Raw genomic sequence first — 24,202 nt, forward strand, 5'->3', positions numbered from 1 at the left:
CGCGCCCCCCGGACCCCCGGCTCGCTCCCGCACAGCCTCATCCGGCTGCGGAGTGCCGAGGCGTCCGAGCGTGCCCCCGGCTCGGGCGGCGCGGGCGCCGACCTGTTAATCTCTCCCGCCTTTCGGATGACGAAGCTCTCCTCCGCTCCCCTGCTCCTCGCGCTCGCCCTCGGCGCGCCCTTCGCGGCCATGGCCGAGGAGGCTGCCCGCGGCGCCGAAGCCGGAGCGCACGCGGGCGATCCGGCCACGGGCGCGGCGGCGCCGGAGACGCCCGCGGAGCCGGCCGCCAAGGCCGCCGCCGAGAGCGTCGGTGCGCCGCCGAGCGGCGTGCGCGGGTTCGCCCTGCCCGTGCTCTTCTGGCTGCCGGAGACGAAGCTCGGGCTCGGGGCGACGGGCGGCCTGCACCTGCACGTCGGCGGTGCGCCGCGCGCGTCCTCCGTGTTCGCCGCCCTCGTCTACACGCTCGAGGGGCAGGGCTCGGTCGACGTCGCCGGAGACCTCACGACGCGCAGCGGGGCGTTCCTCGGCGGCCGGGTGCGCGCGCTGCACTTCCCGGACGTCTTCTACGGCCTCGGGCCGCGCTCGTCGGAGGGCGCTCGCGAGCCGTTCACGCGCCGCACGGTGGAGGGGTACCTCGTCGCGGAGTGGCCCATCGCCGGCACCGCGCTCCGCGCCGGCCCGCGCCTCGACTTCCGCGCCGAGGAGATCCGCGACCTCGAGGCCGGCGGGGCCCTCGCGTCGGGCGACGTCCCGGGCGCGCGCGGCTTCCGCGGGGCGGGCGCGGGGGCGAGCCTCACGTTCGACACGCGGGACAGCGCGTTCTGGCCCTCCCGCGGCGCGTTCGCGCAGGCCTGGTACACGCTGTACCCGCGCGCGCTCGGCGATCACGGAGGGCTCGGGCGCGGCCTCGCGGAGGCGCGCAGGTTCCTGCCGCTGGGCGGCGGCCGGGTCCTCGGCCTCGCGGGCATCGCGGAGTGGTCGAACGGCGACGTGCCCTTCACGATGCTCCCGCGGCTCGGCTCGACCCGCTTCCTGCGCGGGATCCGCGAGGGGCGCTATCGCGATCGGCTGTCCTGGGCCGCCCAGACGGAGCTGCGCGTGCCCGTTCGCGGGCGGCTCTCCGCCACGGCCTTCGGCGCGCTCGGCGAGGTCGCGCACACGCCGCGCGACCTCGGGCTCGACACCGTCAAGGTGGCCGGCGGCGTGGGCCTTCGCTGGCGGCTCACCGACGAGGGCGCGAACATCCGCTTCGACCTCGCCGCCGGGCCCGCCGGGCCGGAGGTGTACGTGCTGGTGCTGGAGGCCTTCTAGACGGCCGATCATGTCGCGAGCAGGACGTTCCGATGCTCCCGTAGCTCCCTGGAGCGCCCCCCCACGTGCGAGTCCCCGAGCCTTTCGATCTCGATCTCACCGTGCGCAGCCACGGCTGGTACGACCTGCCGCCCTGGCGTTACGACGTCGATCGCCGCGTGCTCGGCCGTCCGGTGCTCCTGCCGGGGGGCCGGACGGCGTACGCGGAGGTCGCGCCGGGGGAGGGTGGGCTCGCGTTCCGCGCCTTCGGTGAGGGCCGGCTCGGCGTCGAGGAGGCGCGGTCGGCCCGGGACGCGCTCCGTCACTGCCTGGCGCTCGACGACGATCTGTCCGCGTTCTTCGCGCGGGCGGCGGCGCTCGAGGCGCGGCGCGCCGCGGGGGAGGGGAAGGACCTCCCCGATCTGCGCTGGGCGCTCGCCCGCGGCGCGGGCCGCCTGCTCCGCTCCCCGACCGTGTTCGAGGACGCGGTGAAGACGCTCTGCACGACGAACTGCTCCTGGGGGCTCACGCGCGCGATGGTGACGCGCCTGTGCGACGCGCTCGGCGCCCGGGCGCCCCTCGGCACGCGCGCGTTCCCCACGCCCGCCGCGATGGCCGCGATGCCGGAGCGCTTCTACCGCGAGGAGATCCGGGCGGGGTACCGGGCGCCGTTCCTCGGCGCGCTCGCCCGCGACGTGGCCTCCGGCGCGCTGGAGCTCGAGGCACTGCGCGTCTCGGCGGAGCCGACCGACGCGCTCGCGCGGCGCATCCGCGCCCTCGCGGGCTTCGGCCCCTACGCGACCGAGCACCTGCTCCGACTCCTGGGGCGGCACGATCACCTCGCCCTCGACTCCTGGACGCGGCCCAAGCTCGCGCGGCTCCGCGGCCGGCGTCGCGTCCCGACGGACCGCGCGCTGCGCCGCTGGTATGCGCCGTACGGTCCGTACGCCGGGCTCGCCATGTGGCTCGAGGTGACCGCCGACTGGCACGGCGAGCGGCCGGCCTGGCCGTGAGCCGATGGCAAGCGCCGCTTCCGGGCCCGGCCGGCGCGGGGCCGAGCGTGGTAGAACGCTCTCGGATCCCCCCGACCGGAGAGCCCGCGATGAAGGCTGCGTTCGTTCTCGTGAAGTGCGAGCTGGGACGCCTCGAGGAGGTCGCGAACGCGATCATGGAGATCGAGGGCGTCTCCGAGGTGCACTCGATCACCGGCGAGCACGACCTGCTCGTGAAGCTGTACGCCCCCACCTACGAGGCGTTCGGCGATCTCATCCCCGATCGGCTGCAGAAGGTCGCCGGGGTCGCGCACACCGTGACGATGCTCGCGTTCCGGGCGTTCAAGCCGACGGCCTGAGCGCCGGGCGGTGCGGCGCGCCGCGCGCTACTGCTCGGGCCTCACCCCGCGCCCGTACTCCTGCTCGTACATCTTCAGGATGGCGAGCAGGAACGTGACGATCAGCGGTCCGAGCACGAGCCCGATGCCGCCGAACATGGCGAGACCGCCGAGCAGCGCGAAGAACACGACGCCGCCGTGCAGCTCCATGCCGCCCTTGAGCAGGTAAGGCCGCACGGCGTTGTCGACGATCGACACGACGCCGAGGCCCCACGCGGCGAGGAACGCGCCGGCGACGAGGTGGCCGGTCGCGAGCAGCACGACCGCCACGGTGATCACCATCAACGTGGCGCCGAGCGCGGGCACGAGCGCGATGACGAAGGTGGCGAGCGTGAAGAAGATGACGTTCGGCGCGCGGGCGATGAGGTAGCCGACGAGCGCGGTCACCGTCTGGATCCCGGCGGTCGCGAGCGTCGCGGTGAGGACGGAGACGCTCGTCTTGCGGAACTCCTCGATGAGCTCGCGCAGGAGCCCGGGCCTGAGCGGCACGTGGCGGTCGAGCCAGGCGACGAGCCGCGCGCCGTCGACGAGCATGAAGAAGAACGCGATGAGCATCATGGTCGTCTGGAAGACGGCCGTGCCGGTGGCGGAGATCACGCCGGTGACGACGCCCGCGGCCTGCTGCCCCTGCTCGGCCATCCGCTGGATCTGCTGCTGCGGCTGCGGCGTCGACGCGAGGAGCCTCCGCGCGGCGCGCTCCACGGGATCCGGGAGCCGCGTCAGGAGCCCGCCGAAGCCCTCGCTCGCGATGAGCTCGCGGAGCCAGGCGATGCCGTCGAGGACCTGGCGGACGAGGAACGTGCCGATCCCCGCCACGGGCACCACCACGGCGAGCAGCACGGCGAGGGTGAGGAGGGTCGCGGCGAGCTGGCGGCGGCCGCGCAGCTTGCGCGTGAGCCACTCCATGGGGCTCCGCAGCGTCGCCGAGAGCACGGCCGCGAGGAAGAACGCGACCCAGAACGGCCAGATCAGCACGGCGGTCAGCGCGATCGCGGCGACGAGCATCGCGACGAGCAGGCGGCGCGCGTGTACGGGAGGGGGCATGCGGGTCCCTAGAAGTTCGCGTGGACGCGCCCGGGCGGGATCCCCGCCTGCGCGAGCGTGTGGCGGACGTCCTCCACCATCGCGGTCATCCCGGAGACGAACGCCACGGCGTCCCCGGGCGCCGCCCCGCCGAACGCCAGCGAGCGCGCCACCTTCTGGACGCGGCCGCGGAGGCCGAGCCACGCGTCGTCCTCGGCGGAGGGGCAGAGGATCACGCGCACGCCGCGGCGCTCCCAGGCCAGGTGCTCGCCCACGTACGCGAACTCCGCGCCGAGGCGCTGGCCGTAGAAGAGGGTGATTCGCCCGAAGCGGTCCCGCTCGCGCACGAGGTGCTGCACGAGCGAGCGGACCGGCGCGATCGCGGAGCCGGCGGCGAAGAGGAGCACGTCCCTGCCCTCCGCCTCGGCGACCGGGAATCCCTTCCCGAAGGGGGGCGTGAGCTCGAGGTGGCCCCCGGGGACCGCGCGGGCGATCACCGCGTCCGCGACGTGCCCGCCGCGCTTCACGAGCAGGTCGGCGGATCCGCTCGGGTCCGGGGCGCTCGCGAGCGCGAAGAACCCCTCCCCGGCGTCCGTGCGGATCTTGACCACCTGGCCGGGGAGGACGTGCGCCGCCGCGAGCGGGGGCGGCAAGGCGACGCGCAGGCCCCGGAAGGCGGAGGTCTCGTCCCAGGCCGCGAGGACCGGCACGGCGGCGTGCTGCGTGGGGCCCGTCATCGCGCGAAACCTATCACCGGGCGCGCTCCACGGCGCGCCCGCGGCGGCGGGAGGCGGCCGGCTCGGGAGGGGCGTGTCACCGAGCGTCATCTCCTCGCGGGCGAGGAGGGACGCGCCGGCGCTCCGCCGCGGCCTCGAGCTCGGTCAGATCGAGCAGCCAGCCGTCGCGCGCCGCCACCGTCGGGACGCCGGTGCGCCCGGAGATCGCGAGCGCGAGCTCCTCCGCCCGCCCCCGCGCGAGCTGCATGCCGAGGTGCGTGAGCACGGCGATCCGGGGCCGGATCTCCGCCACGAGCGCCTCCGCGTCGTCCGCGCCGAGGTGGAGGTACCTCCGGTCGCGGCCGTGCTCGCGCGTGGTGTTCACGACGAGGAGGTCGACGCCGGCGTACGCGCGCGGCAGCGCGTCCAGCCAGAACGTGTCCACGACGTGACCTGCCGTGAATCCGGGCGCCGAGAGCCGGTAGCCGTAGGTCTCGATCCCGTGGTCGTGCGCGAGCGGCGTCTCGAGGAAGACGCCGGGCGCGAGCTCGTGCCGGCTCCCCTCGGCGAGCACGAGCCGCCGCGCGACGAACCGCTGCGCGTAGCGGAACACCACCGGCTCCTCCTCGAGCGCGTCGCGCGGGGCGAGGAGCGTCCCGCGGGGTGCGAAGCCCCCCTTGCTCATCGCCTCGACGATCGCGGTCGCGTCTCCTGCGTGGTCGAGGTGCCGGTGCGTGACCACCAGGGCGTCGACCTTCGCCGGGTCCACGCGCGGTCTGGACGCGAGCGCGCGCACGAGCGCGCCCGGCCCGGGATCGACCCACACGACCGTGCCATCCAGCGTCCAGACGAGGCCGCCGGAGTGGCGGAGCTGCGTCGACACGACGAACCGCGCGCCGGCGGTGCCGAGGAACTTGAGCGTGCGCGCGGGCGAGGTCGGGCTCACCGGCCGTTTCTAATCCGGTGGGGCCGCGCCGGCAGCGCGCGATCGGTCAGTAGGAGAGGAGCGCGTGCACGTGCTCGCGGCCGAGCCGCTTCGCGCCGCCGAGGAACCCGAGCTCGACCAGGAACGAGTACGCGACGAGGTGAGCCCCCTGGCGCGTCACGAGCCGTCCGACCGCGTCGGCGGTGCCGCCGGTCGCGAGCACGTCGTCCACCACGAGCACGCGCTCGCCGGCCTTGACCGCGTCGATGTGCAGCTCGAGCGCGTTCTCGCCGTACTCGAGGGAGTAGACCTCGCGGATGGTCTCCCACGGGAGCTTGCCCGGCTTGCGCGCGATGGTGAGCCCGGCGCCGAGCGCGTAGGCGAGCGGAGCCGCGAAGAGGAAGCCGCGCGACTCGATCCCCACGACCTTCGAGATCCGCTCGTCCTTCCAGCGGGCGACGAACGCGTCGATGACCTCGCGGAAGGTGGTGGGATCCGCGAGGACGGGGGTGATGTCCTTGAAGACGATTCCCTTCTGAGGGAAGTCGGGGACGTCTCGGATTCGGGCGCGGACGGCTTCCATGGGCGCGGACATTACCACGGCCCAGCACGGGTATCGCGCCGGAGCGAGGCCGAGGGCCGCGGCGGGCGGGGCGCGCCGTCACGGCAGGAAGAGGAGCGGGTTCCGCGGGCGGGTGGCCTTGCGGACCTCGAAGTGGAGGTGGGGACCGGTCGTCCGGCCGGTCTGCCCGACGCGCGCGATCGGATCGCCGCGCGAGACCCGCTGGCCGTCCTTCACCAGGACGCGCGAGTTGTGGGCGTAGAGCGTCACGAGGTCGTCCGCGTGCTTGAGGATGACGATCGCGCCGTAGCCGGGCTGCTCGCCCGCGAAGATGACGACGCCGTCGGCCGCCGCGGCGACCGGCGCGCCCTCGGGGGCGGCGATGTCGATCCCGTCGTGGCGCTGTCCGGCGCGGACCCCGTAGCGTCCGTAGAGCACGCCCTTGAGGGGCCACGCGAGCGGCGCGCCGTCGTCGCTCGCCCGTAGGCCGGCCGGGGCGGGGGCGGCGCTCGCCGCCGGGGGCGGAGCGCGAGTCGGGAGGGAGGCGGCCGCCGGAGGCTCTGCGCGGGGGTCGGCGCGCGCCGGGTCTGGGAGCGGCGCGGGTCCGGCGGCGAGCGGCGAGGGTCCGGCGGCGAGCGGTGCGGGCCCGGCGGCGAGCGGCGCGGGTGCCGCGCCCGCGTCAGGGGGCGAGAGGGACACGACCCGGCTCGCTCCCGCGATGAACAGCGCGGTGCCCGCCGCCACGGCGCGAGGATCGGAGATGCCGTTCGTCTCCATCAGGTCGGCCGCGTCGACGCCGTAGGCGCGGGCGATGCGGTAGACGGTCTCACCGCTCCGCACGATGTGTACGACGCCGACGACGCCCGGCTCCTCGTGGTGCGGCGCCGACTCGAGCGGCACGGGCAGGGCGCGGGCCGGCGGTGGCGCGGGGTCGGGCGCCGGGTCGGGCGAGGCGCGGGAGGGCGCGGCGGCGCGGGGCGCGAGCGACGGGGGCGGGGCGCAGGCGGCGAGGGCGAGCGCGAGGGCGGCGGCGCCGAGCGCGGGCCGGGAGGGCGCCGCGCCGCGGACGGCGCGGGGCTTCGTCAAAGCGCCGGCTCCTTCGTGTACCCGGGCAGCGTCCAGCTCCGCAGCTCCTGCAGCACGGCGTCGTTCGTGGAGTCGAGGTGGAGCGGCGTGACGGCCACGAGACCGTCCTTCAGCACGCAGTTGCAGTCGGAGCCCGGGATGTCCTCGTTCGTGGGGCCGCCCTCGCCGCCGATCCAGTAGTACTTGCGGCCGCGCGGATCGGTCTTCTCGATGACCTCGTTGCCGTAGGTCCGCCGGCCGAGCCGGGCGAAGCGGAACCCGCGCACCGGGCCGGGCGGGACGTTGACGTTGAGCAGGAGCGGCGCCGGCGGCGGGCGCGCGACCACGTGCCGCGCGAGCGCCGCCACGAAGCGGGCGGCCTCCTCGAAGACATGGGTCGGGGGCGACGCGAGCGAGGCGGCGATCGCGTGCACCCCGAGGAGCGCCCCTTCCATCGCCGCCGCCACGGTGCCGGAGTAGAGGACGTCGTTGCCGAGGTTCGGGCCGTGGTTTATCCCCGAGACGACCACGTCGGGCCTTGCCGCGCGGAGCACGTGGTTCAGGCCCATGTACACGGCGTCCGTCGGCGTCCCGTCCACCGCGTACCAGCGCGGCGCGAGCTCGAGGAGCCGCAGCGGGTGGTGGAGCGAGATCGCGTGCGACGAGGCCGACTGCTCGCGGTCGGGCGCCACCACCCACACCTCGTCGCCCTCGAAGGCGGCGGCGAGCGCCTTCAGCCCGGGCGCATGCACGCCATCGTCGTTGGAGAGCAGGACTCGCACGCGCGTGAATGTACCACCGGACCGCCAGGCGGGCAGGGGGCTCAGTCCGCCCGCGCGAGCTCGGCCGCGAGCACCTCGGCCACCTCGCGCGCGTGCTGCACGGTCGCGGGGCGCACGCGGGTGAGCGCGCGCCGGACCGCAGCCTCGACCGTGCCGCTCCGGAGGTCGTCCACCGTGCGCCCCTTCGCCGTGAGGGAGAAGAGTGCCCGGCGCGCGTCGGCGGGATCTCGCCGGCGCTCCAGGAGACCGCGGTCGCCGAGGCGCTTCAGGATCCCGGTGAGCGTGCTCGGGTGGAGGTGCAGGATCTCCGAGAGCTCGCCCGCCGAGATGCCCGGATAGCGCCCGAGGATCCGGACCACGAGCCGCTGCGGCGCGGTGATGCGCAGCCGTGACTCCATCCGCTTGGAGGCCGACTGGAGCGCGTGATCGAGGGCCCAGAGCGTCCGCATGAACTCCAGGACGGGGCCGAGGGCCCTCTTCCCGTTGACCTGGAGCTCTGCGTTCTTCTGGGCGCGCCTGGACATGACGACCATTTCACCTCGATCCCGAAGCGATTACCACGGGCGAGGGGACGCGGGTCATGCCCGCGCACACTGGCCTTGAATCCGCTCACCCGTTCTGGGTTAATGGCGAGCCAAACACGCAGTCCGTGTCCGGGGGGACAATTTGGACTGGCGAGAGGGATTCACCGCGTCTCCGCGCGCGGGCGGCACCGCTCCCTCCTTGGAAGCGGAGCGAATCGCGCGTGCGGACGCAGAGGCGTCGGCCGCCCGACTGGAGCGGCTGCAGTCCGTCACGGCCGCGCTCTCTCGCGCGCGGACGCCGGACGAGGTCGCGGAGGTCACGCTCGGGCGCGGGGTCCTCGCGCTCGGCGGGGCGCGGGGCCTCCTCCTCGTGCCCGGCGCCGGCGGCGGCATGGACGTGCTCCCGTACGGCGCGGAGCCGGGGGTCGTGGCGTCGGCGCGGCTCACCGAACCGGGGCCGGTCCGGGACGCGTTCCATTCGCGGGCGCCCGTGTTCCTCGAGGATCGCGCCGCGCTCGTTTCCAGGTACCCGGGGCACGAGGGGCTCGGGGGGGAAGCCTTCGTCGCGCTGCCCCTGCCGTCGCAGGGGCTGCCGCTCGGCGTGCTCTACGTGGGCTACGACGCCCCGCGCGTCTTTCCGGAAGTCGAGCGCGCGCTCGCAGTCACGATCGCCTCGCAGTGCGCGCAGGCGCTGGACCGCGCGCGGCTCTTCATCGCCGAGCGGCTCGCCCGCGCCGAGGCGGTCGCGGCCCAGCGGCGCCTGGCGTTCCTCGACGACGTGTCGGCGCACCTCGCCGCCACCCTCGACGAGGCCGAGATGGTCGCCGGGGTCGTGCGCCTGGCGGTGCCCGCGCTCGGCGACTGGGCGGGGGTGCTGGCGCTGCGCGAGGAGGGCCTCGTCGACGTGGCGCGGCTCGGCCCCGAGAGCCTGGGCGCGCCCGTCGAGGCGCGGGCGCGTGCGCTGGCGGTCGAGCGGCTCCTCATCGCCGGCGAGCCGCCGCGGCCCGAGCCGATCGACGAGTTCCCGGACCACTCCGGGCCCGGGCCGGCGCCGCGGTCCGCGGTGGTCGCGGCGCTCGTGGCCGACGGCGAGGCGCTGGGCCTCCTGGCGGTGGCGAGCGCCGATCCCGGCCGGCGGTACGGTGCGGCGGATCGGGTCCTCATCGGCGAGGTGGCGCGGCGCGCGGCGCTGGCGATCGCGCACGCGCGGCTCCTCGGCGACGCGAGGGCGGCGGCGCGGGCACGCGAGGAGTTCCTCCAGGTCGCCTCCCATGAGCTGCGGGGGCCGCTCGGCACGCTGCGGCTCGGAGTGCAGCTCTTGCTGCGGGACCCGCACGGCGCAGCCGCGACGAGGCCGCCCGAGGCACGGCTCCGGATGATCGAGCGGCAGGCCGATCGATTGGTGCGGCTCTCCGAGGCGCTCCTCGACGTGTCGCGCATCACGGCCGGCCGGCTCGTGCTCGCGCGCGAGGAGGCGGATCTCGCCGCGCTCGTCCGCGAGGTGGCCGGCCGCTACGCCGAGGAGGCCGCCGACGCCGGGTGCGCGCTCACGTGCGACGCGCCCGGGCCGGTCCGCTGCGCCTTCGACGCGGCGCGCGTCGAGCAGGTCGTCTCGAACCTCGTCTCGAACGCGCTCAAGTACGGCCACGGGAAGCCGGTCCGCGTGGGCGTCTCCGCGTCGAACGGCACGGCGCGCGTGACGGTGGCCGATCAGGGCATCGGGATCGACGCCGCCGACCAGGCCCGGATCTTCGGGCGCTTCGAGCGCGCCGTCTCCGGGCGGCACTACTCCGGCCTCGGGCTCGGCCTGTGGATCGTGCAGCAGATCATCGCCGCGCACGGCGGCGGCATCCGCGTCGCGAGCGCGCCGGGGCAGGGCTCGACGTTCACCGTCGAGCTGCCGCTCGACTGACCTGAAGATCGCGTCGCAGCCGACGACGGCTCACCCGATCGGACGATCGGCCGAGGCGCGTTCGAGCTCCCGCGCGGCCACCTTTACGGGGACGCCCCGTGCGTGACAGAGTGCGCTGACGCGCGCGGGGAGGGGAGCGCCGCCGCGCCATGCACTCCATCGTCCGCCTGCCTGCCGCGCTGTTGCGCGGGCTGTTCCTTGCTGCCTCCGCGCCCGCCCTCGGGCTCCTGCGCGGCGCTCCGCCCGCGATGGGAGGCGGGCGCGCCACAGGGTCCAAGAGCCGCGTCCGCAGCTCGCTGCGCGCCTCCTCGGTCGAGGGGGCCTTCGCCGAGCTCGTCGCCGCGACCGCCGGTCCCACCGTGCTCACGGCGTGGGCGCTCCACCTCGGCGCGACGCCGCTCGAGGTCGGGCTCATCGCCGCGCTCCCCCAGCTCGCGCAGGTCGTGCAGCTCCCTGCCGCCTGGACCACCGCGACCTTCGGCCGACGCCGGGTGGCCGTGAGCGCCGTGACGCTCTCGCGCCAGGCGCTCCTCCCGCTCGCCGCGCTCCCCTTCCTCCCGCTGTCGGCGCCCGCGGCGCGGGCGCTCCTGCTCGTGGTCGCGGCGCTCTCCGCGGCCCTCGCCGTGGTCGGGAACAACGCGTGGGTCGCGTGGATGGGCGAGCTCGTCCCGGAGCGCCTCCGCGGCCGCTACTTCGGGCGGCGCACCGCGCTCTGCACCGCCGGCGGCACGGTCGCGGGGCTCGGCGTCGCGCGGCTGCTCGACGCGGTCGGGACCGGCAGGGCCGCGCCGCTCGCGCTCGCGGGGCTGGCGCTCGCCTCGTCTGCGTTCGGCGCGGTGACGACCGCGCTCATGAAGCGCCAGCACGAGCCGCCCGCGCCTTCCCCCTCGCCGCCGTCGCTCGGGGACGCGCTCCGGCCGCTGCGGGATCGCGACGCGCGCGCCGTGCTCGTCTACCAGGTCGCCTGGAACGCCTCGGTGGGCCTCGCGGGCGGGTACTTCACGCTCTACCTGCTGCACGACCTCCGGGCCGGCTTCATGCTCGTCGCCGCCCACGCCGCCATCGGGGCGGTCACCCGCTTCGTGACGGCGCCGCTGTGGGGGCGGGTCCTCGATCGCGCCGGAGCGCGGCCGGTGCTCGCCGCCTGCTCCTTCGCCGCCGCGGGGCTGCCGCTCCTGTGGCTGGCGAGCTCGCCGGACCGGCTGTGGCCGATCGCGCTCGACGCCGCGATCGGCGGGGCGGCCTGGGGGGGCCACGCGCTCGCGACGCTCGCGCTCCCCCTCGAGATCGGCGCCCGTCGCGACCGCCCGTTCCACCTCGCCGCGTTCGCGATGGCGGGCGGCCTGGCCTACGCCGCCGCCGTGACGCTGGGGGGGCTCGCCGCGGTCGCGCTGCCGCCCTCGCTCGCCACGCTCGGCCGGGCCGGAGGGACCGGCCTCGAGCTCGTGTTCGTCGTGTCGGCCCTGGGCCGGCTCGCGAGCGCGCTCCTCGCCCTCCGCACGGACGCGCGCGGCGCCGTCTCGCTCGCCGAGGTGCACCGCGCCGCGACCGGCGCGGCGCGAGGAGCCCTCGCGTACGTCAGGATCCTCCGGCGGTGACGGCGCCGCGCCCTCGGCGCTCGCCCGCTCAGAACGGATGCAGGCCGAGCCGCTCGACCGGCACCACGTGCTCCTCGCGGAGCCAGGCGGCGGTGTCGAGGCGGAGCGCGTCCTCGTGCGTGCCGCCGCGGACGACGATCCACGCCTCGTGCGCGAGCGCGTCGTCGACGTAGATGGGCATCCCGAAGAGCCCGAGCGGCGGCTCCGCGCCGACCTCGCACGCCATGAACATCCCCGAGAAGGCGGTCTCCGGCGCCAGCGCCGCGCGCGCCGCGCCGGTGGCGCGCCGCAGCGCCTCGAGGTCCACGCGCTGCGTGGCCGACACGACGGCGAGCGCGAGCTTGCCGTCGAGGTCGACCACCACCGGCTTCGCGATCCGCTCGCCGGAGACGTGCTCCGCGGCGGCGAGCCGCTGCGCCGGAACGGCGCGGACGTGGACCGAGTGCTCGTAGGCGAGGTGGTGCTGCTTCAGATACCGGTCGATGGGCTCCGGGATCACGGCGACCTCCTCCGCTTGGCGCGGGCGGGTGGCGTTGACCTTTCCCTAACCGCGCCCCCCGCCGCGGCGAGCGCGACGGCTGACCACGGGTGGGTAGGGACGCGGGAGGGCGAGCCCGTCCGCGGGCGTCCTCTGCAGGGGCCCTTGCTTCCCGCGCCCGGGGGGCGAATGGTTCGCCCGTGATCGCCGAGGCGCCGACGGACGGGCGCCGCCAGAGCGGGGATCGCACCTCACGAATGGCCCTCGACACCGTTGCTCCGACCCTGGGGCGCCGACCGCGCGCGTCCCGACCGTCCCCGACCGCCCGCGAGCTCGCGCGGGAAGCCCTCGGCGAGGTGCGCGACGCGGAGGTGCTCGTCGCGGCCGAGGAGGCCGGCCCCCTCGCCGCGGCGCTCGAGCGGGACGGCGCGCGCGTGACGCCCATCTCGCTCGGTGCCGACGCGCTCGCGGCCCCGGAGCCGTGGCGCGCGATCGAGCTGCCGACCTGGTCGTTCGACGCGGTGGCCGCGGAGGGGCTGCTCTCTCGCGCGGCGGACATCGAGGCCCTCCTCTACCGCCTGCGGGCCTGGGTGAGGCCCGACGCCCCGTTCGCCTTCGTGGAGCCGCTCGCCCCCGCGGCGTGGGACAGCAGCCCGCCGCGGGCCGCGACCGCCGGCGCGCTCGGGGCGCGGGAGCTCGAGCTCGTTCGACGTCACCTCCCCGGGATCCGCGTCCTGCGCCTCCCGGCGCCCGCGGCGGGGCGCCCGGTCTCGCCCTGGGCCGACGCGCTCTGGTCGGCGGTGGAGAGCGCGGCGACGTGGCTGCCCGGCGTCGGTCGCGAGGTGCGGCTCGCGGTGCTCACGGGCCGGCTGCCGCCCTGATGGCGACACCTGATGACGCGATCGCCGCGACGCACCGGGTACCCCGACGGACTTCGCTCAGAGTGACGACGGCCGAGGCCGGGCGCGCGCGCCGTGGCCACGTTCCGCCGCGGTGGCGATCCTCACGTACGATCTCGACCCGACGGAGGGGCTCGCGGGCCCGCGGCTCAAGGCGCTCCTCGACCTCGGGTTCCCGTGCAACCTGACCTGCGGCGGATGCGCGCGGGGGCGCCAGCGTGGCCGCCCCAACCGCGCCGCCGCCCTCGCGGTGGCGGAGCGGCTCGCCGACCTCGTCGCCGAGACCGCCGCAGGGGCGGTATCGCTCGTCCTGTTCGGGGGGGAGCCGCTCCTCGACACGGACGTCGTGGTCGCCAGCTCCGCGCGGGTGCGCGACGCGTGTGCGCGCGACGGGTGCGGCTACGACGCGACGGTGATCACGAACGCGACGCTCCTCGACGGCTTCGGCGCGCGCCGCCTGTCGCGCGCGGGGGTGACGACGCTGCAGGTCACCATCCCCGTCGCCGCGCGCGCGGCGTCGCGCAGCGCGCTGGATCAGCAGCGGTTCGCGCGCATCCTGCGGAGCATCCGCGAGGCGCGCTCGGAGCTCGAGGTGCTCATCCGCTTCGAGGTGGACGGCGCCGAGGACCTGCGCGAGGCGCTCGCGACCGTCCGGGTGCTCGAGCGCGAGGGGATGCTCGCCTCGCCCCACCCCGCCGCCGTCCTGCTGGGGCCGCGCGCGAGCTACGCCGCGCAGGCGCGGGCGTTGTTCCTGGCCCGCCCGGCGCGCGCGGCCGCCGTCACTCGATGCCCATGAGCCGGTAGGCGAAGCGGAACGCCGCGGCGGGCAGGCTCGTCTCCCAGAAGCCGGTCGCGCGCGCGATCGCCCAGAAGCCGAGGAGCGTCGAGAGCGCCACCGCCGGGACGAGCCACGGGGAGAGCGCCCGCGCCCCCTTGCGCGTCACGCCGAGGCAGTCGGGCGTCGTGCAGGCGGCCACGCACGACATGCAGCCGGTGCACTCGGTCGAGATCACCCGGAGCCGCGTGTGCACCGGGATCTCCGCGGGGCAGGCGCGCGTGCAGGCGCGGCAGTCGTTGCAGGCGTCCGGATCCCGGCGCACGGAGAGCGGCGAGAGCAGGCTCGCGACGCCGAGGAGCGCGCCGTACGGGCAGAGATAGCGGCACCAGAAGTGCTTCACGACGAGCGAGAGCGCCGCGAGCGCCCCGATCACGAAGAGCGACATCGTCCCGGGGTGCCGGAAGAAGAGGAGCATCTTCGCGTCGGCGGCCGTGTTGAACGGGGACCGGAGGAAACCTTCGATCGCCTCGAGCGGCATCTGCCCGACGGTCCAGACGAAGAAGCCGAGGAGCAGGTACTTGAGCGAGGAGAGCGGCAGGTCGAGCCAGCGCGGCACCGCCGGCCAGCGGCGGCGCCACAGGGTTCGCCTGCCGATCCACTCGAGCGCCCGCGAGATCGTGCCGACCGGGCAGACCCACGAGCAGAACGCCTTCCGCGCGAGGAACGCGGTCGCGAGGGCCGCGAGGAGGATGGTGAGGCCGGCCGGGTGGACCTCGTCCCAGTAGCGGGTGAGGAGGAAGCGCTTCAGGCCCAAGAGCGCCGCGATGGGGAGGAAGGCCTCGACCGCGGGTGGGCGCGAGACGGTGAGCGGTCCGTCGCTCGTCGCCTGCGAGACGAAGCGGGCGAACTCGAGCCCGACGAGCGCCAGGAAGGCGAGATACGCGATCTGCACGGCCCAGCGGACGCGCGGGAGGAGCCGGTGCGGGTTCGTCCACCGGGCGGGCGTCACGCCGAATCGAGGGACGGCGGGCGAGGGAGCGGGCGGCGGCTCGGGGAGAAGCTCGTGGTTGGGCGTCGACATGCTCGGGTGGTGCTCCGGCGGGCGGCGAACGTTATCTCCTCGGGCCCGGCTGGGACAACGCAGAGGCCATGCGTCCCGCGATCATCCCTTCCGGGGCTGGAGCCGTGGCCTCCCTTCCGACGGGGGCCGCGATGCGTAACATTCCGCTTTTCCCAAAATTCCAACTACACGGAGCGTAACGATGGCCGTCAACCTCATCCACCTCCCGCGCATCCTCGAGCGTCACGGCGAGGCGCTGCTCGCGGACTGGATCCGCGAGCAGCTACAGTCGAGGTCCCGGACCGGCGCGATCAAGGAGGGGGAGCTGCGCGAGCAGTGCGCCGAGTTCCTGCGCCTGTTCCGCGAGGCGACGACGAAGGGCGGCGTCGACATGACCCGTCCCGAGTACGGGCCGCTCCGCGAGCTGCTCGCCAACGTCTCCGCCTCGCGCGGTGCGCAGGGGTTCTCGCCGAGCGAGACCGCCAAGTTCGTCTTCTCGTTCAAGCGGCCGCTCTTCATGCGGCTGCGGGAGGAGCTCATGCGGGACCCGGTCGCGCTCGCCGACGAGACCTGGGCGGCGACGGAGCTCCTGGACGAGCTCGGCCTCTACACGACCGAGGTGTACCAGAAGGCGCGCGAGGCGGTGATCGTGCGCCAGCAGGAGGAGATGCTCGAGCTCTCGACCCCGGTCGTGAAGCTGTGGGACGGCATCCTGGCGCTGCCGATGATCGGCACGCTCGACTCCAACCGGACGCAGGTGGTGATGGAGACGCTCCTCGAGAAGATCGTGGAGACCGGCTCCGAGGTGGCGATCATCGACATCACCGGCGTGCCGACGGTCGACACCCTCGTCGCGCAGCACCTCATGAAGACGGTGGCGGCGGCGCGGCTGATGGGCGCCGAGTGCATCATCAGCGGCATCCGCCCGGCGATCGCGCAGACCATCGTCCACCTCGCGATCGATCTCGGCACCGTCGTCACGAAGGCGAACCTCGCCGACGCCTTCAAGGCGGCGCTCGACAAGCTGGGCGTGGCACAGCTCCCCGGTCGCTGACGAGGTCGGAACATGGACCGCATCCCGATCCTGCGGATGGGCGAGTTCCTGCTCGTCACCATCCAGGTGGACATGCACGACCAGCTCGCCCTGACGCTGCAGGACGACCTCACGGCGCAGATCACGCGCACCGGCGCGCGCGGCGTGCTCATCGACATCTCGTCGCTCGACGTCGTCGACTCCTTCATCGGCCGCATGCTCGGCTCGATCGCCTCCATGGCCCGGCTCATGAACGCGGAGACGGTGGTCGTCGGCATGCAGCCGTCGGTGGCGATCACCCTGGTCGAGCTCGGCCTCACGCTGCACGGCATCCGGACCGCCCTGAACGTGGAGAAGGGGATGGCGCTCCTGCGGGCGGGCGCGGCTCGGAGGAGCCGCGCGTGAGGACGACCGCATGCCCGTCGTGAAGGAGGAGACGGTCGCGATCGGCTCCGACGCAGACGTGGTGCTGGTCCGGCAGCGGGTCCGGCGCCGCGCCCAGGAGCTGCGCTTCTCGCTCGTCGACCAGACCAAGCTCGTCACCGCCGCGAGCGAGCTCGCGCGCAACGCGCTCGAGCACGGCCGGGGCGGCGAGATGCTGCTCCAGGTGCTGGAGGAGCCGCCGCGCTCCGGGCTCAGGCTCGTCTTCGTCGACCGGGGCCCCGGGATCTCGAACGTGGAGCTCGCGATGAAGGACGGTTACACCACGGGCGGAGGGCTGGGCCTCGGGCTGGGCGGGGCGAAGCGGCTCGTGAACGAATTCGCGGTGGAGTCCGCCCCCGGCGCGGGGACCCGCGTCACGGTGACGAAGTGGCATTGACCAATGGTGACACGATCCTCGTCCGCGTCGACGAGGCCTCGCAGATCGGGGAGGCGCGCCGCACGGCGCGCCGGCTGGCGGGCGACCTCGGGCTCGACGACGTGGTCGCCGAGCGGGCGGCCATCGTGGCGAGCGAGGCGGCGAGGAACCTCGTCGCGCACGGGGGCGGCGGCGTGGTCTGCGTCCAGCCGCTCGGCCACCCGCCGCGTGGGGTCGCGGTCGTCGCGCTCGACCGGGGCCGCGGCATCGAGGACCTCCCGCGCGCGATGCGCGACGGCCACTCGACCGCTGGGACGCCGGGCGAGGGGCTCGGCGCCATGGCGAGGGTCGGCGACGCGTTCGACGTGTGGAGCGCGCCGGGGAAGGGCACCGCGCTCGTCGCCGAGGTCTGGGCGGAGCGCCCGCCCGCGAGCCAGGTCGCGACGGGCGCGATCTCGGTCGCCACGGCCGGCGAGCGCGTCTGCGGCGACGGGTGGCTCGTGGTGGAGCAGGCCGGCCGGGCGGTGCTGGCGGTCGTCGACGGGCTCGGCCACGGGCCCCACGCGGCGGACGCGGCGCACGTCGCGCTCGAGGCGATCCGCAAGGCGGCCGACGAGCCGCCACGCGAGATCGTCGGCCGGGCCCACGCCGCGCTCCGCGCGACCCGTGGCGCCGCGCTGGCGGTCGCCACGCTCGACCTCGGCACCGGCGCACTGCGCTACTCGGGGCTCGGGAACGTGGTCGGCGCCATCGTCGGCACCGGCGCGGTGCGCCGGCTCGTGTCGCTCGCAGGGACCGCCGGGCACGCGGCGCGATCGATCCACGAGTACGCCTACGAAGTGCCGGAGGGCGCGGTCCTCGTCATGCACTCGGACGGCATCGCCACCCACTGGGACGCCGCGGCGTACCCGGGGCTGCTCGCGCGGCACCCCGCGCTCGTGGCGGGGGTCCTGTTCCGCGATCACGCGCGCGGCCGCGACGACGCGACCGTCCTCGTCGCGCGGAGGGGCGTGTGAGGAGCCAACCGGGCGGCACCGGCCCCATCCTCACCGTCGCGATCCGGCGGGAGGAGGACGTCGTCCTCGCGCGGCAGCGCGCGCGGCAGGTGGCGCGGCTGGTGGGCGTCGCGGCCTCGGAGCAGACGCGCCTCGCGACGGCCGTCTCCGAGATCGCGCGGAACGCCTGGAAGTACGCGAGCGGCGGGAAGGTGGAGATCGCGCTCGAGGACGGCGAGGAGGCGAGCGCGCTCGTCGTGCGCGTCCGGGACCAGGGACGAGGGGTGAAGGACCTCGACGCGGTCCTCTCCGGCCGCTACCACTCCCCCACGGGCATGGGGCTCGGCATCGCCGGGAGCCGGCGGCTCGTCGACCGCTTCGACATCCAGAGCGGACCTTCGGGCACGACGGTGACGCTCGTGAAGGACCTGCCGCCGGGGGCGGGGCCGGCGACGCCGCGCGAGCTCGCGGCCCTCCTCGACGCGCTCTCGCGGGAGCGGCCGCACGACGCCCTCGAGGAGCTCACCACCCAGAACCAGGAGCTGCTCGGCGCGCTCGACGCGCTCAAGGAGCGCGAGCGCCAGCTCGTCGAGCTGAACCGCGAGCTCGAGGACACGAACCGCGGGGTGGTCGCGCTGTACGCGGAGCTCGACGAGAAGGCCGACTACCTGCGGCGGGCCTCGGAGCTGAAGAGCCGGTTCCTCTCGAACATGAGCCACGAGTTCCGGACCCCGCTCAACACCGTGATCTCGTTCTGCGGGCTGCTGCTCGGCGAGAGCGACGGCCCCCTCAACGACGAGCAGCGCAAGCAGATCGGGTTCGCGCGCCGCTCGGCGGAGGGGATGCTCGACCTCGTGAACGACCTCCTCGATCTCGCCAAGGTGGAGGCGGGGAAGACCACCGTCCGCGCCGCGCCGTTCGAGGTGAGCGAGCTGTTCGGGGCGCTGCGTGGCATGCTGCGGCCGCTCCTCGCGACCACCCAGCTCGCGCTCCACTTCGAGGACCCGGTGGGGCTGCCGGCGCTCTACACGGACGAGGGCAAGATCTCGCAGATCCTCCGCAACCTCATCTCCAACGCGCTCAAGTTCACCGAGCGCGGCGAGGTGCGCATCGCGGCCCGGCGCGAGGGCGGCCGGGCGATCTTCTCGGTGTCGGACACCGGCATCGGGATCGCGCCGGAGGACCAGGAGCGCATCTTCCAGGAGTACGGTCAGCTCGACTCGCCGGTGCAGCGGCGCGTGCGCGGCACCGGCCTCGGGCTCCCGCTCTCCAGGCGGCTCGCCGAGCTGCTCGGCGGCCGGATCACCCTGCAGAGCGAGCCGGGCGTCGGCTCCACCTTCACCTTGGACGTGCCGCTCTTCTACGGGGGCCCCCCCGAGATCGGCGCGGTCCCCGACATCGCCGCGCTCCACGATCCCACCCGGTACCCCGTGCTCGTGGTCGAGGACAACCCCGAGACGATCTTCGTCTACGAGAAGTTCACGAGCGGGACGCCGTTCCAGGTGCTCTCGGTCGGGACGCTGCTCGAGGCGCGGCGCGCGGTGCAGCGGCTCCGGCCCGTGGCGGTCGTGCTCGACGTCATGCTCGGCGCCGAGACGGCGTGGCCGCTCCTGTCCGAGCTCAAGGGCTCCGCGCTCACCCGCGGCATCCCCGTCTACGTCGTGACCATGGTCGAGAACCGCGGCAAGGCGAAGGGGCTCGGGGCGGACGACTTCGCCGAGAAGCCGCTCGAGCGCGGCTGGCTCCTGTCACGCCTCGAGGAGGCGGCGGGGCTCCTGCCGCGCGAGGAGCTCCTGATCGTCGACGACGACGAGGCCTCGCGGTACCTGCTCCGCTCGCTCCTCTCGGAGACGCGCTACGCGGTCGTGGACGTCGCCTCCGGCGAGGAGGCGCTGCGGCGCGTCGCGGAGCGCCGGCCCGCGGCGGTGTTCCTCGACTGGAAGATGCCGGGGATGGACGGGGGGGAGGTGCTCGCGCGGCTCCGGGCCGACCCGCGGACGCGCGACGTGCCGGTGCTCGTCTACACCGGGGAGGAGCTCGGCCCCGAGCAGCGCGCGCGCGCGGCGGGCGCCGCGGCGATCCTCGCCAAGGGCCGACCGCGGCTGTCCGCGCTGCACGAGATCCGGGAAGCGCTCGCGCGCCTCGGACGAGGGGTCGATCCGCCGTGAACTCCCGGGCGCACATCCTGTTCGTCGAGGACGACGAGGCGACCCGCTACGCGGTGAACCGCATCCTCGCGAACGCCGGCTTCCGCGTGAGCGTCGCCGCCACGGGCGCCCAGGCCCGGGCGCTCGCGCGCTCCGCGCGCCCCGAGCTCGTGCTCCTCGACGTGCAGCTCCCCGACGCGATCGGCTTCGACGTCTGCCGCGACCTCAAGGCGGACCCCGCCACCGCCGCGCTGCCGATCGTCTTCCTCTCCGCGCGTCGGGCCGACGCGGACGACGTCGTGCGAGGGCTCGAGGGCGGCGCGGACCTGTACCTCACCCACCCCGTCGAGCCGCACGTCCTCGTGGCGGCGCTGAACGCGCTCCTGCGCGTCCGCCTCGCGGAGGCGCGCCTCCGGCGGTTCGTCGACTCGAGCATGTTCGGGGTCGCCGAGTTCGACCGCCGGGGTGGCTTCCTCGAGGGGAACGACGAGCTCCTCCGCATCCTGGGGCTCGCGCGGGCGGACGACCTCGCCCAGGTGAACGGCGTCTCGCTCGCCCCCGGGCTGCGCGCCGAGCAGGGCGAGCTGACGCCCTCGGAGTGGCGCGCGCTGGACGCCGCCGCCGAGGAGCAGCTCCGGTCCGGCGGCGTCGTGCGGCCGTACGAGAAGGAGTTCTGGCGCAAGGACGGCAGCCGCGTGCCGGTGCTGGTGGGCGCCGCCGCGGTCCCCGGCGGCGGCGGCCACGTGGCGTTCGTGCTCGACCTCACCGAGCGCAAGCGGGCCGAGCGCGAGCGCGAGGACGCGCTCGCGCGCGCCGAGGCGGCGCAGCGCCGGATGTCGTTCCTGCTCTCCGTCACGAGCGCGCTCATGGTCGCGCCGGGGGAGATCGCCACGGCGATGCGCCGGCTCGCGGTGCTCTGCGCGGGCGAGATCGGGGACTGGTGCATCGTCGACCGGGTCACCCAGGACGGGACGAAGCGGCTCGCGGTGGCGAGCGCCGAGCCGGCGCGCCTGCCCGACGCGGCGGTCGTCGAGGCCCGCGCGCCGGGAGGAGCCGGCGCGATCGCGCGCGCGCTCGCCGCGGGCGCGCCGCAGCACCTCCAGCCCGTGGACGATCCCGACGCGCTCGAGCCGGCGCAGGACGCCGCCCACCGGCAGGCGCTGCTCACGCTCCGCGTCGGCGCGGCGGCCGTGTTCCCCATCGCCCACGGCGGCCGGGTCCTCGGCGCGCTCACGCTCGTGCGCTCGGCGCGCGGGGTCGAGCTCGCGCCCGTCGAGCTCGCGCTCGGCGAGGAGATCGCGGATCGCGCGGCGATCGCCCTCGAGAACGCGCGCCTCCACGACGAGCTCGCGCGCTCGCTGCGCGCCCGCGAGCAGACGCTCGCCGAGGTCTCGCACGACCTGCGCAACCCGCTCTCGTCGATCGTCCTCGCGGCGGCGCAGCTCGAGCGCTCCGCCGATCGCCCCGACCTGCGCGAGGTCGTCTCGCGGCGCGCGGCGAGCATCCGCCGCGCCGGCGACCGGATGAACCGCCTGGTCCACGACCTGCTCGACCTCGCGCGTGCGGAGACGGGGCGGCTCGAGCTCGACCTGGGCGAGCACGCGGCGCGCGACCTGCTCGACGACGCGCTCGACGGCGTCGCGCCCGCCGTGCGCGAGCGCGAGCTCCGGGTCCGCACGGTCGCCGAGGGGGTCGTGGTCCGCTGCGATCGCGAGCGGGTGCACCGCGTCCTCTCGAACCTCCTCTCGAACGCCGCCAAGGTGAGCCCGCGCAAGGGCACCATCGAGCTCGCCGCCCGGCGTCGGGGAGACGAGGCGCTGTTCACCGTCACGGACGAGGGGCCGGGCATCGCGCTGGAGGAGCAGACGCTCATCTTCGAGCGCTACTGGCGCGGGCGCGAGTCCGGCGCGCACGGCGTGGGGCTCGGCCTGTCGATCGTGAAGACGCTCGTCGAGCGCCACGGCGGGAAGGTCTGGGTGGAGAGCGAGCCCGGCGACGGGGCGCGGTTCTCGTTCACGCTGCCCGTGGCGGGGTAGAACCCATCGACCACCCAGGCGAGGTGCGCGGCTGGCGCGCAGGCGAGCGCAATCCGGGGCCGCGGCGGGGAGCGGCGGGTCTCGCGGGGCGGACCCGCGCGAGGGGCGGCCGCGGGGCTTACACTGGCGCGGGAGGAGCACCCCGATGCCGACCGCCGAGTGGAAGCGGATCTGCTGCCCGATCGACTTCTCCGACGCCTCGCGCGCCGCGATGGAGGTCGCCGCCGACCTCGCGCGGCGGATGGGCGCGGAGCTCTGGCTCCTGCACGCCTATCCGGTCCCCGGCTACACCTTCCCCGACGGCTCGGTGGTGGCGAGCCCGAAGATGCTCCAGGATCTCGCAGAGGGCGCCCAGCGCCACCTCGACGAGTGGCGCGTGAGCGCCGAGGCGCTCGGCGCGCCCCACGTCGAGACCGCGAAGGAGGCCGGCGAGCCGGCGGCGGAGATCGTCGCGTTCGCGCGGGCGCGGGGGATGGACCTGCTCGTCCTCGGCACGCACGGGCGCACCGGCATCGAGCACGCCCTCATGGGCTCCATCGCGGAGCGCGTCGTCCGCAGGGCGCACTGCCCGGTGCTCACGGTCCGGCCGCCCGCGGCGTAGGCGGGACGGGCGCGAGGAGCTCGGCGATGCGCGCCGCGCGGTGCGCGAAGATCCGTGCGAGCGAGGGGCGCACGAGGAGCGCGTGCGCGAGCGTGCCGAGGGGACCGAAGGGCAGCTCGTAGTCGACGCGATCTCGCACTAGCGTCCCCCCCGGCGCGTCCTCGAACGTGTGGAGGTGGCGCCAGCGCCGGTAGGGGCCCGCGAGCTGGACGTCCACGAATCGCTCGCCGGGCACGAGCTCGTCGATGCGCGTGCGCCACGAGAACGGCACGCCGAAGAGCGACAGCCGGTACGCGATGAGCGCGCCGGGCGCGAGCTCGATGGGGCCGGGCGTGACGACACGGAAGCGCAGGAACCCGGGCGTGATGGCCTCGAGGTTGTGCGCGTCGGAGAAGAAGGCGAAGACGTCCTCGCGCCGGCGCGGCACGAGCTGCGCGCGCTCGAGGACCCAGCGGCGGGCCATGGGGTCTCTCCGGGGTGGGCCTTCGCCGCTCCCGATAGCGCCCGCGCGCGGGGTTTGCTGGCGCCGCTCGGGTCCGCTCGGTAAACCCGGAGAGGAGGGCCTCGCGGAGATCACATGGCCGAGCTCGTCACCGAGTACATGGGGCTCGCGCTGCCCAGCCCGCTCGTGCTCGCGAGCTGCGCGCTCTCGAACCGCCTCGAGAACCTCGAGGCCGCGGAGGGGCACGGCGCGGGGGCGGTGGTGCTCCGGTCGCTGTTCGAGGAGCAGCTCGAGTCGTCGACGAGCGCGCTCGAGGAGGAGCTCCTCCGCGGCGCCGAGTCGAACCCCGAGGCGCGCACCTACTTCCCGCCGCAGCGGGTCGGGCCGCACGACTACCTGTCGCTCGTCGAGCGCGCGAAGCGGGCGCTCGAGATCCCGGTCATCGCGAGCCTCAACTGCGCGGCGCCCGGGAGCTGGACGGAGTACGCGCGCGACATCGAGCAGGCGGGCGCGGACGCGCTCGAGGTGAACCTGTACGCGGTGGAGGCGGATCCGGCCGTGTCGGCGGCGGAGATCGAGGCGCGCTACCTCGAGATCGTCGCCGCCGTTCGCCACGCGGTGCGCATCCCGATCGCGGTGAAGCTCTCGCCGTACTTCACCTCGCTCGCGAACTTCGCCTCCCGGCTCGACGCGCTCGAGGTGGACGGCCTCGTCCTCTTCAACCGGTTCCTGCAGCCCGACATCTCGCTCGAGCGCATGGCGGCGGCGCCGACCATGACCCCTTCTTCACCGGCGGAGTCGCTCCTGCCGCTGCGCTGGATCGCCCTGCTGCACGGGCGGGTGCGCGCCCACCTCGCCGCGACCACGGGGGTGTACGACGCCGCCGGCGTGCTGAAGCAGATCCTGGCCGGCGCGCACGTGGTGCAGCTCGCCTCAGCGCTCATGAAGAACGGGATGCCGCACCTCGGAAAGGTGCTCGCGGAGCTCGAGGACTGGCTGGACCGCCGCGGCATCTCGACGCTGGACGAGCTCCGGGGGGCGCTGTCCCAGCGCGAGGTGAGCGATCCCGGGGCGTTCGAGCGAGCCCAGTACGTGCACCTCATCCTGTCGCAGAACATCTGATCCACGGCCGTCGCCCCGTGGCAGC

25 protein-coding genes are annotated in these 24,202 nt (G+C 75.1%); 15 read left to right on the forward strand and 10 right to left on the reverse strand.

Features of this window, described 5'->3' with window-relative positions:
• From MLV88_RS09390 to MLV88_RS09400, 3 genes are all read left to right on the forward strand, one after another.
• Positions 1-1,311 (forward strand): BamA/TamA family outer membrane protein (locus MLV88_RS09390; RefSeq protein WP_308197550.1); only part of this gene is annotated, 1,311 nt, incomplete at its 5' end.
• Between the two features lie 65 nt (positions 1,312-1,376).
• Positions 1,377-2,303, forward strand: a complete 927-nt coding sequence (locus MLV88_RS09395) for a DNA-3-methyladenine glycosylase family protein (protein WP_242341380.1) — start codon at positions 1,377-1,379, stop codon at positions 2,301-2,303.
• Positions 2,304-2,392: 89 nt separating this feature from the next.
• Positions 2,393-2,641: an Lrp/AsnC ligand binding domain-containing protein gene (locus MLV88_RS09400; RefSeq protein WP_242341381.1), complete on the forward strand. Its 249-nt coding sequence runs from the start codon at positions 2,393-2,395 to the stop codon at positions 2,639-2,641.
• Positions 2,642-2,668: 27 nt separating this feature from the next.
• Here the strand turns inward: MLV88_RS09400 and MLV88_RS09405 are convergent, their stop codons facing one another.
• The 7 genes from MLV88_RS09405 to MLV88_RS09435 form a co-directional block, all read right to left on the reverse strand.
• A complete protein-coding gene (locus MLV88_RS09405; RefSeq protein ID WP_242341382.1) occupies positions 2,669-3,724 on the reverse strand; it encodes an AI-2E family transporter in 1,056 nt (351 codons plus the stop codon).
• A gap of 8 nt (positions 3,725-3,732) precedes the next feature.
• The gene (locus tag MLV88_RS09410) at positions 3,733-4,440 is read right to left on the reverse strand and encodes a ferredoxin reductase domain-containing protein (protein WP_242341383.1); all 708 of its coding nucleotides are present in this window, start codon (positions 4,438-4,440) and stop codon (positions 3,733-3,735) included.
• A gap of 76 nt (positions 4,441-4,516) precedes the next feature.
• Positions 4,517-5,365: an MBL fold metallo-hydrolase gene (locus MLV88_RS09415; protein WP_242341384.1), complete on the reverse strand. Its 849-nt coding sequence runs from the start codon at positions 5,363-5,365 to the stop codon at positions 4,517-4,519.
• A 46-nt stretch (positions 5,366-5,411) separates the two neighbouring features.
• Positions 5,412-5,927, reverse strand: coding sequence for an adenine phosphoribosyltransferase (locus MLV88_RS09420; protein ID WP_242341385.1), 516 nt, complete (start codon positions 5,925-5,927; stop codon positions 5,412-5,414).
• 78 nt (positions 5,928-6,005) lie between these two features.
• The gene (locus MLV88_RS09425; RefSeq protein WP_243337335.1) at positions 6,006-6,992 is read right to left on the reverse strand and encodes a M23 family metallopeptidase; all 987 of its coding nucleotides are present in this window, start codon (positions 6,990-6,992) and stop codon (positions 6,006-6,008) included.
• Complete coding sequence (gene surE, locus MLV88_RS09430; protein ID WP_242340601.1) at positions 6,989-7,753, reverse strand: 5'/3'-nucleotidase SurE; 765 nt, start codon at positions 7,751-7,753, stop codon at positions 6,989-6,991. Before surE ends, MLV88_RS09425 begins: the two co-directional genes overlap by 4 nt.
• A gap of 41 nt (positions 7,754-7,794) precedes the next feature.
• Entirely contained in the window at positions 7,795-8,277 is a 483-nt protein-coding gene (locus MLV88_RS09435) for a MarR family winged helix-turn-helix transcriptional regulator (RefSeq protein WP_242340600.1), read from the reverse strand.
• A gap of 199 nt (positions 8,278-8,476) precedes the next feature.
• Here MLV88_RS09435 and MLV88_RS09440 point away from each other — a divergent pair, with 199 nt between their 5' ends.
• On the forward strand, positions 8,477-10,189 hold the full coding sequence (locus MLV88_RS09440) for a sensor histidine kinase (RefSeq protein ID WP_242340599.1): 1,713 nt from the start codon (positions 8,477-8,479) through the stop codon (positions 10,187-10,189).
• 149 nt (positions 10,190-10,338) lie between these two features.
• A complete protein-coding gene (locus MLV88_RS09445) occupies positions 10,339-11,787 on the forward strand; it encodes an MFS transporter (protein WP_242340598.1) in 1,449 nt (482 codons plus the stop codon).
• Between the two features lie 28 nt (positions 11,788-11,815).
• Here the strand turns inward: MLV88_RS09445 and MLV88_RS09450 are convergent, their stop codons facing one another.
• Positions 11,816-12,286, reverse strand: a complete 471-nt coding sequence (locus tag MLV88_RS09450; protein ID WP_242340597.1) for an aminoacyl-tRNA deacylase — start codon at positions 12,284-12,286, stop codon at positions 11,816-11,818.
• 236 nt (positions 12,287-12,522) lie between these two features.
• Between MLV88_RS09450 and MLV88_RS09455 the strand changes: the two genes are divergently transcribed.
• Positions 12,523-13,146 (forward strand): methyltransferase domain-containing protein, encoded by a 624-nt coding sequence (locus tag MLV88_RS09455; protein ID WP_242340596.1) that lies wholly within the window; start codon positions 12,523-12,525, stop codon positions 13,144-13,146.
• A gap of 112 nt (positions 13,147-13,258) precedes the next feature.
• Entirely contained in the window at positions 13,259-13,960 is a 702-nt protein-coding gene (locus MLV88_RS09460) for a radical SAM protein (RefSeq protein WP_242340595.1), read from the forward strand.
• Here the strand turns inward: MLV88_RS09460 and MLV88_RS09465 are convergent.
• Complete coding sequence (locus MLV88_RS09465) at positions 13,944-15,023, reverse strand: 4Fe-4S binding protein (RefSeq protein WP_243337336.1); 1,080 nt, start codon at positions 15,021-15,023, stop codon at positions 13,944-13,946. The two genes, MLV88_RS09460 and MLV88_RS09465, sit on opposite strands and share 17 nt — an antisense overlap.
• 181 nt (positions 15,024-15,204) lie before the next feature.
• On the opposite strand from MLV88_RS09465, the gene MLV88_RS09470 reads away from it, so the two are divergent.
• The 7 genes from MLV88_RS09470 (at position 15,205) to MLV88_RS09500 (ending at position 22,613) form a co-directional block, all read left to right on the forward strand.
• The gene (locus MLV88_RS09470; RefSeq protein ID WP_242340593.1) at positions 15,205-16,056 is read left to right on the forward strand and encodes an STAS domain-containing protein; all 852 of its coding nucleotides are present in this window, start codon (positions 15,205-15,207) and stop codon (positions 16,054-16,056) included.
• A 12-nt stretch (positions 16,057-16,068) separates the two neighbouring features.
• Positions 16,069-16,440 (forward strand): STAS domain-containing protein, encoded by a 372-nt coding sequence (locus tag MLV88_RS09475; protein WP_242340592.1) that lies wholly within the window; start codon positions 16,069-16,071, stop codon positions 16,438-16,440.
• A 10-nt stretch (positions 16,441-16,450) separates the two neighbouring features.
• Entirely contained in the window at positions 16,451-16,855 is a 405-nt protein-coding gene (locus tag MLV88_RS09480) for an anti-sigma regulatory factor (protein WP_242352632.1), read from the forward strand.
• Entirely contained in the window at positions 16,852-17,850 is a 999-nt protein-coding gene (locus tag MLV88_RS09485; RefSeq protein ID WP_242340590.1) for a SpoIIE family protein phosphatase, read from the forward strand. Before MLV88_RS09480 ends, MLV88_RS09485 begins: the two co-directional genes overlap by 4 nt.
• Complete coding sequence (locus MLV88_RS24570) at positions 17,847-19,997, forward strand: ATP-binding protein (protein ID WP_243337337.1); 2,151 nt, start codon at positions 17,847-17,849, stop codon at positions 19,995-19,997. Before MLV88_RS09485 ends, MLV88_RS24570 begins: the two co-directional genes overlap by 4 nt.
• On the forward strand, positions 19,994-22,012 hold the full coding sequence (locus MLV88_RS09495; RefSeq protein WP_242340588.1) for a hybrid sensor histidine kinase/response regulator: 2,019 nt from the start codon (positions 19,994-19,996) through the stop codon (positions 22,010-22,012). Before MLV88_RS24570 ends, MLV88_RS09495 begins: the two co-directional genes overlap by 4 nt.
• Before the next feature lie 145 nt (positions 22,013-22,157).
• A complete protein-coding gene (locus tag MLV88_RS09500) occupies positions 22,158-22,613 on the forward strand; it encodes a universal stress protein (RefSeq protein WP_242340587.1) in 456 nt (151 codons plus the stop codon).
• Here MLV88_RS09500 and MLV88_RS09505 read toward each other — a convergent pair.
• Positions 22,588-23,076, reverse strand: coding sequence for an SRPBCC family protein (locus MLV88_RS09505; RefSeq protein ID WP_242352624.1), 489 nt, complete (start codon positions 23,074-23,076; stop codon positions 22,588-22,590). The genes MLV88_RS09500 and MLV88_RS09505 overlap by 26 nt on opposite strands.
• Positions 23,077-23,190: 114 nt before the next feature.
• Here MLV88_RS09505 and MLV88_RS09510 point away from each other — a divergent pair, with 114 nt between their 5' ends.
• A complete protein-coding gene (locus MLV88_RS09510; RefSeq protein ID WP_242340585.1) occupies positions 23,191-24,177 on the forward strand; it encodes a dihydroorotate dehydrogenase-like protein in 987 nt (328 codons plus the stop codon).
• The last annotated feature ends 25 nt before the right edge of the window (positions 24,178-24,202 follow it).

The sequence above is a fragment of the Anaeromyxobacter soli genome (assembly GCF_022808855.1).
Classification (GTDB): Bacteria; Myxococcota; Myxococcia; order Myxococcales; family Anaeromyxobacteraceae; genus Anaeromyxobacter; species Anaeromyxobacter soli.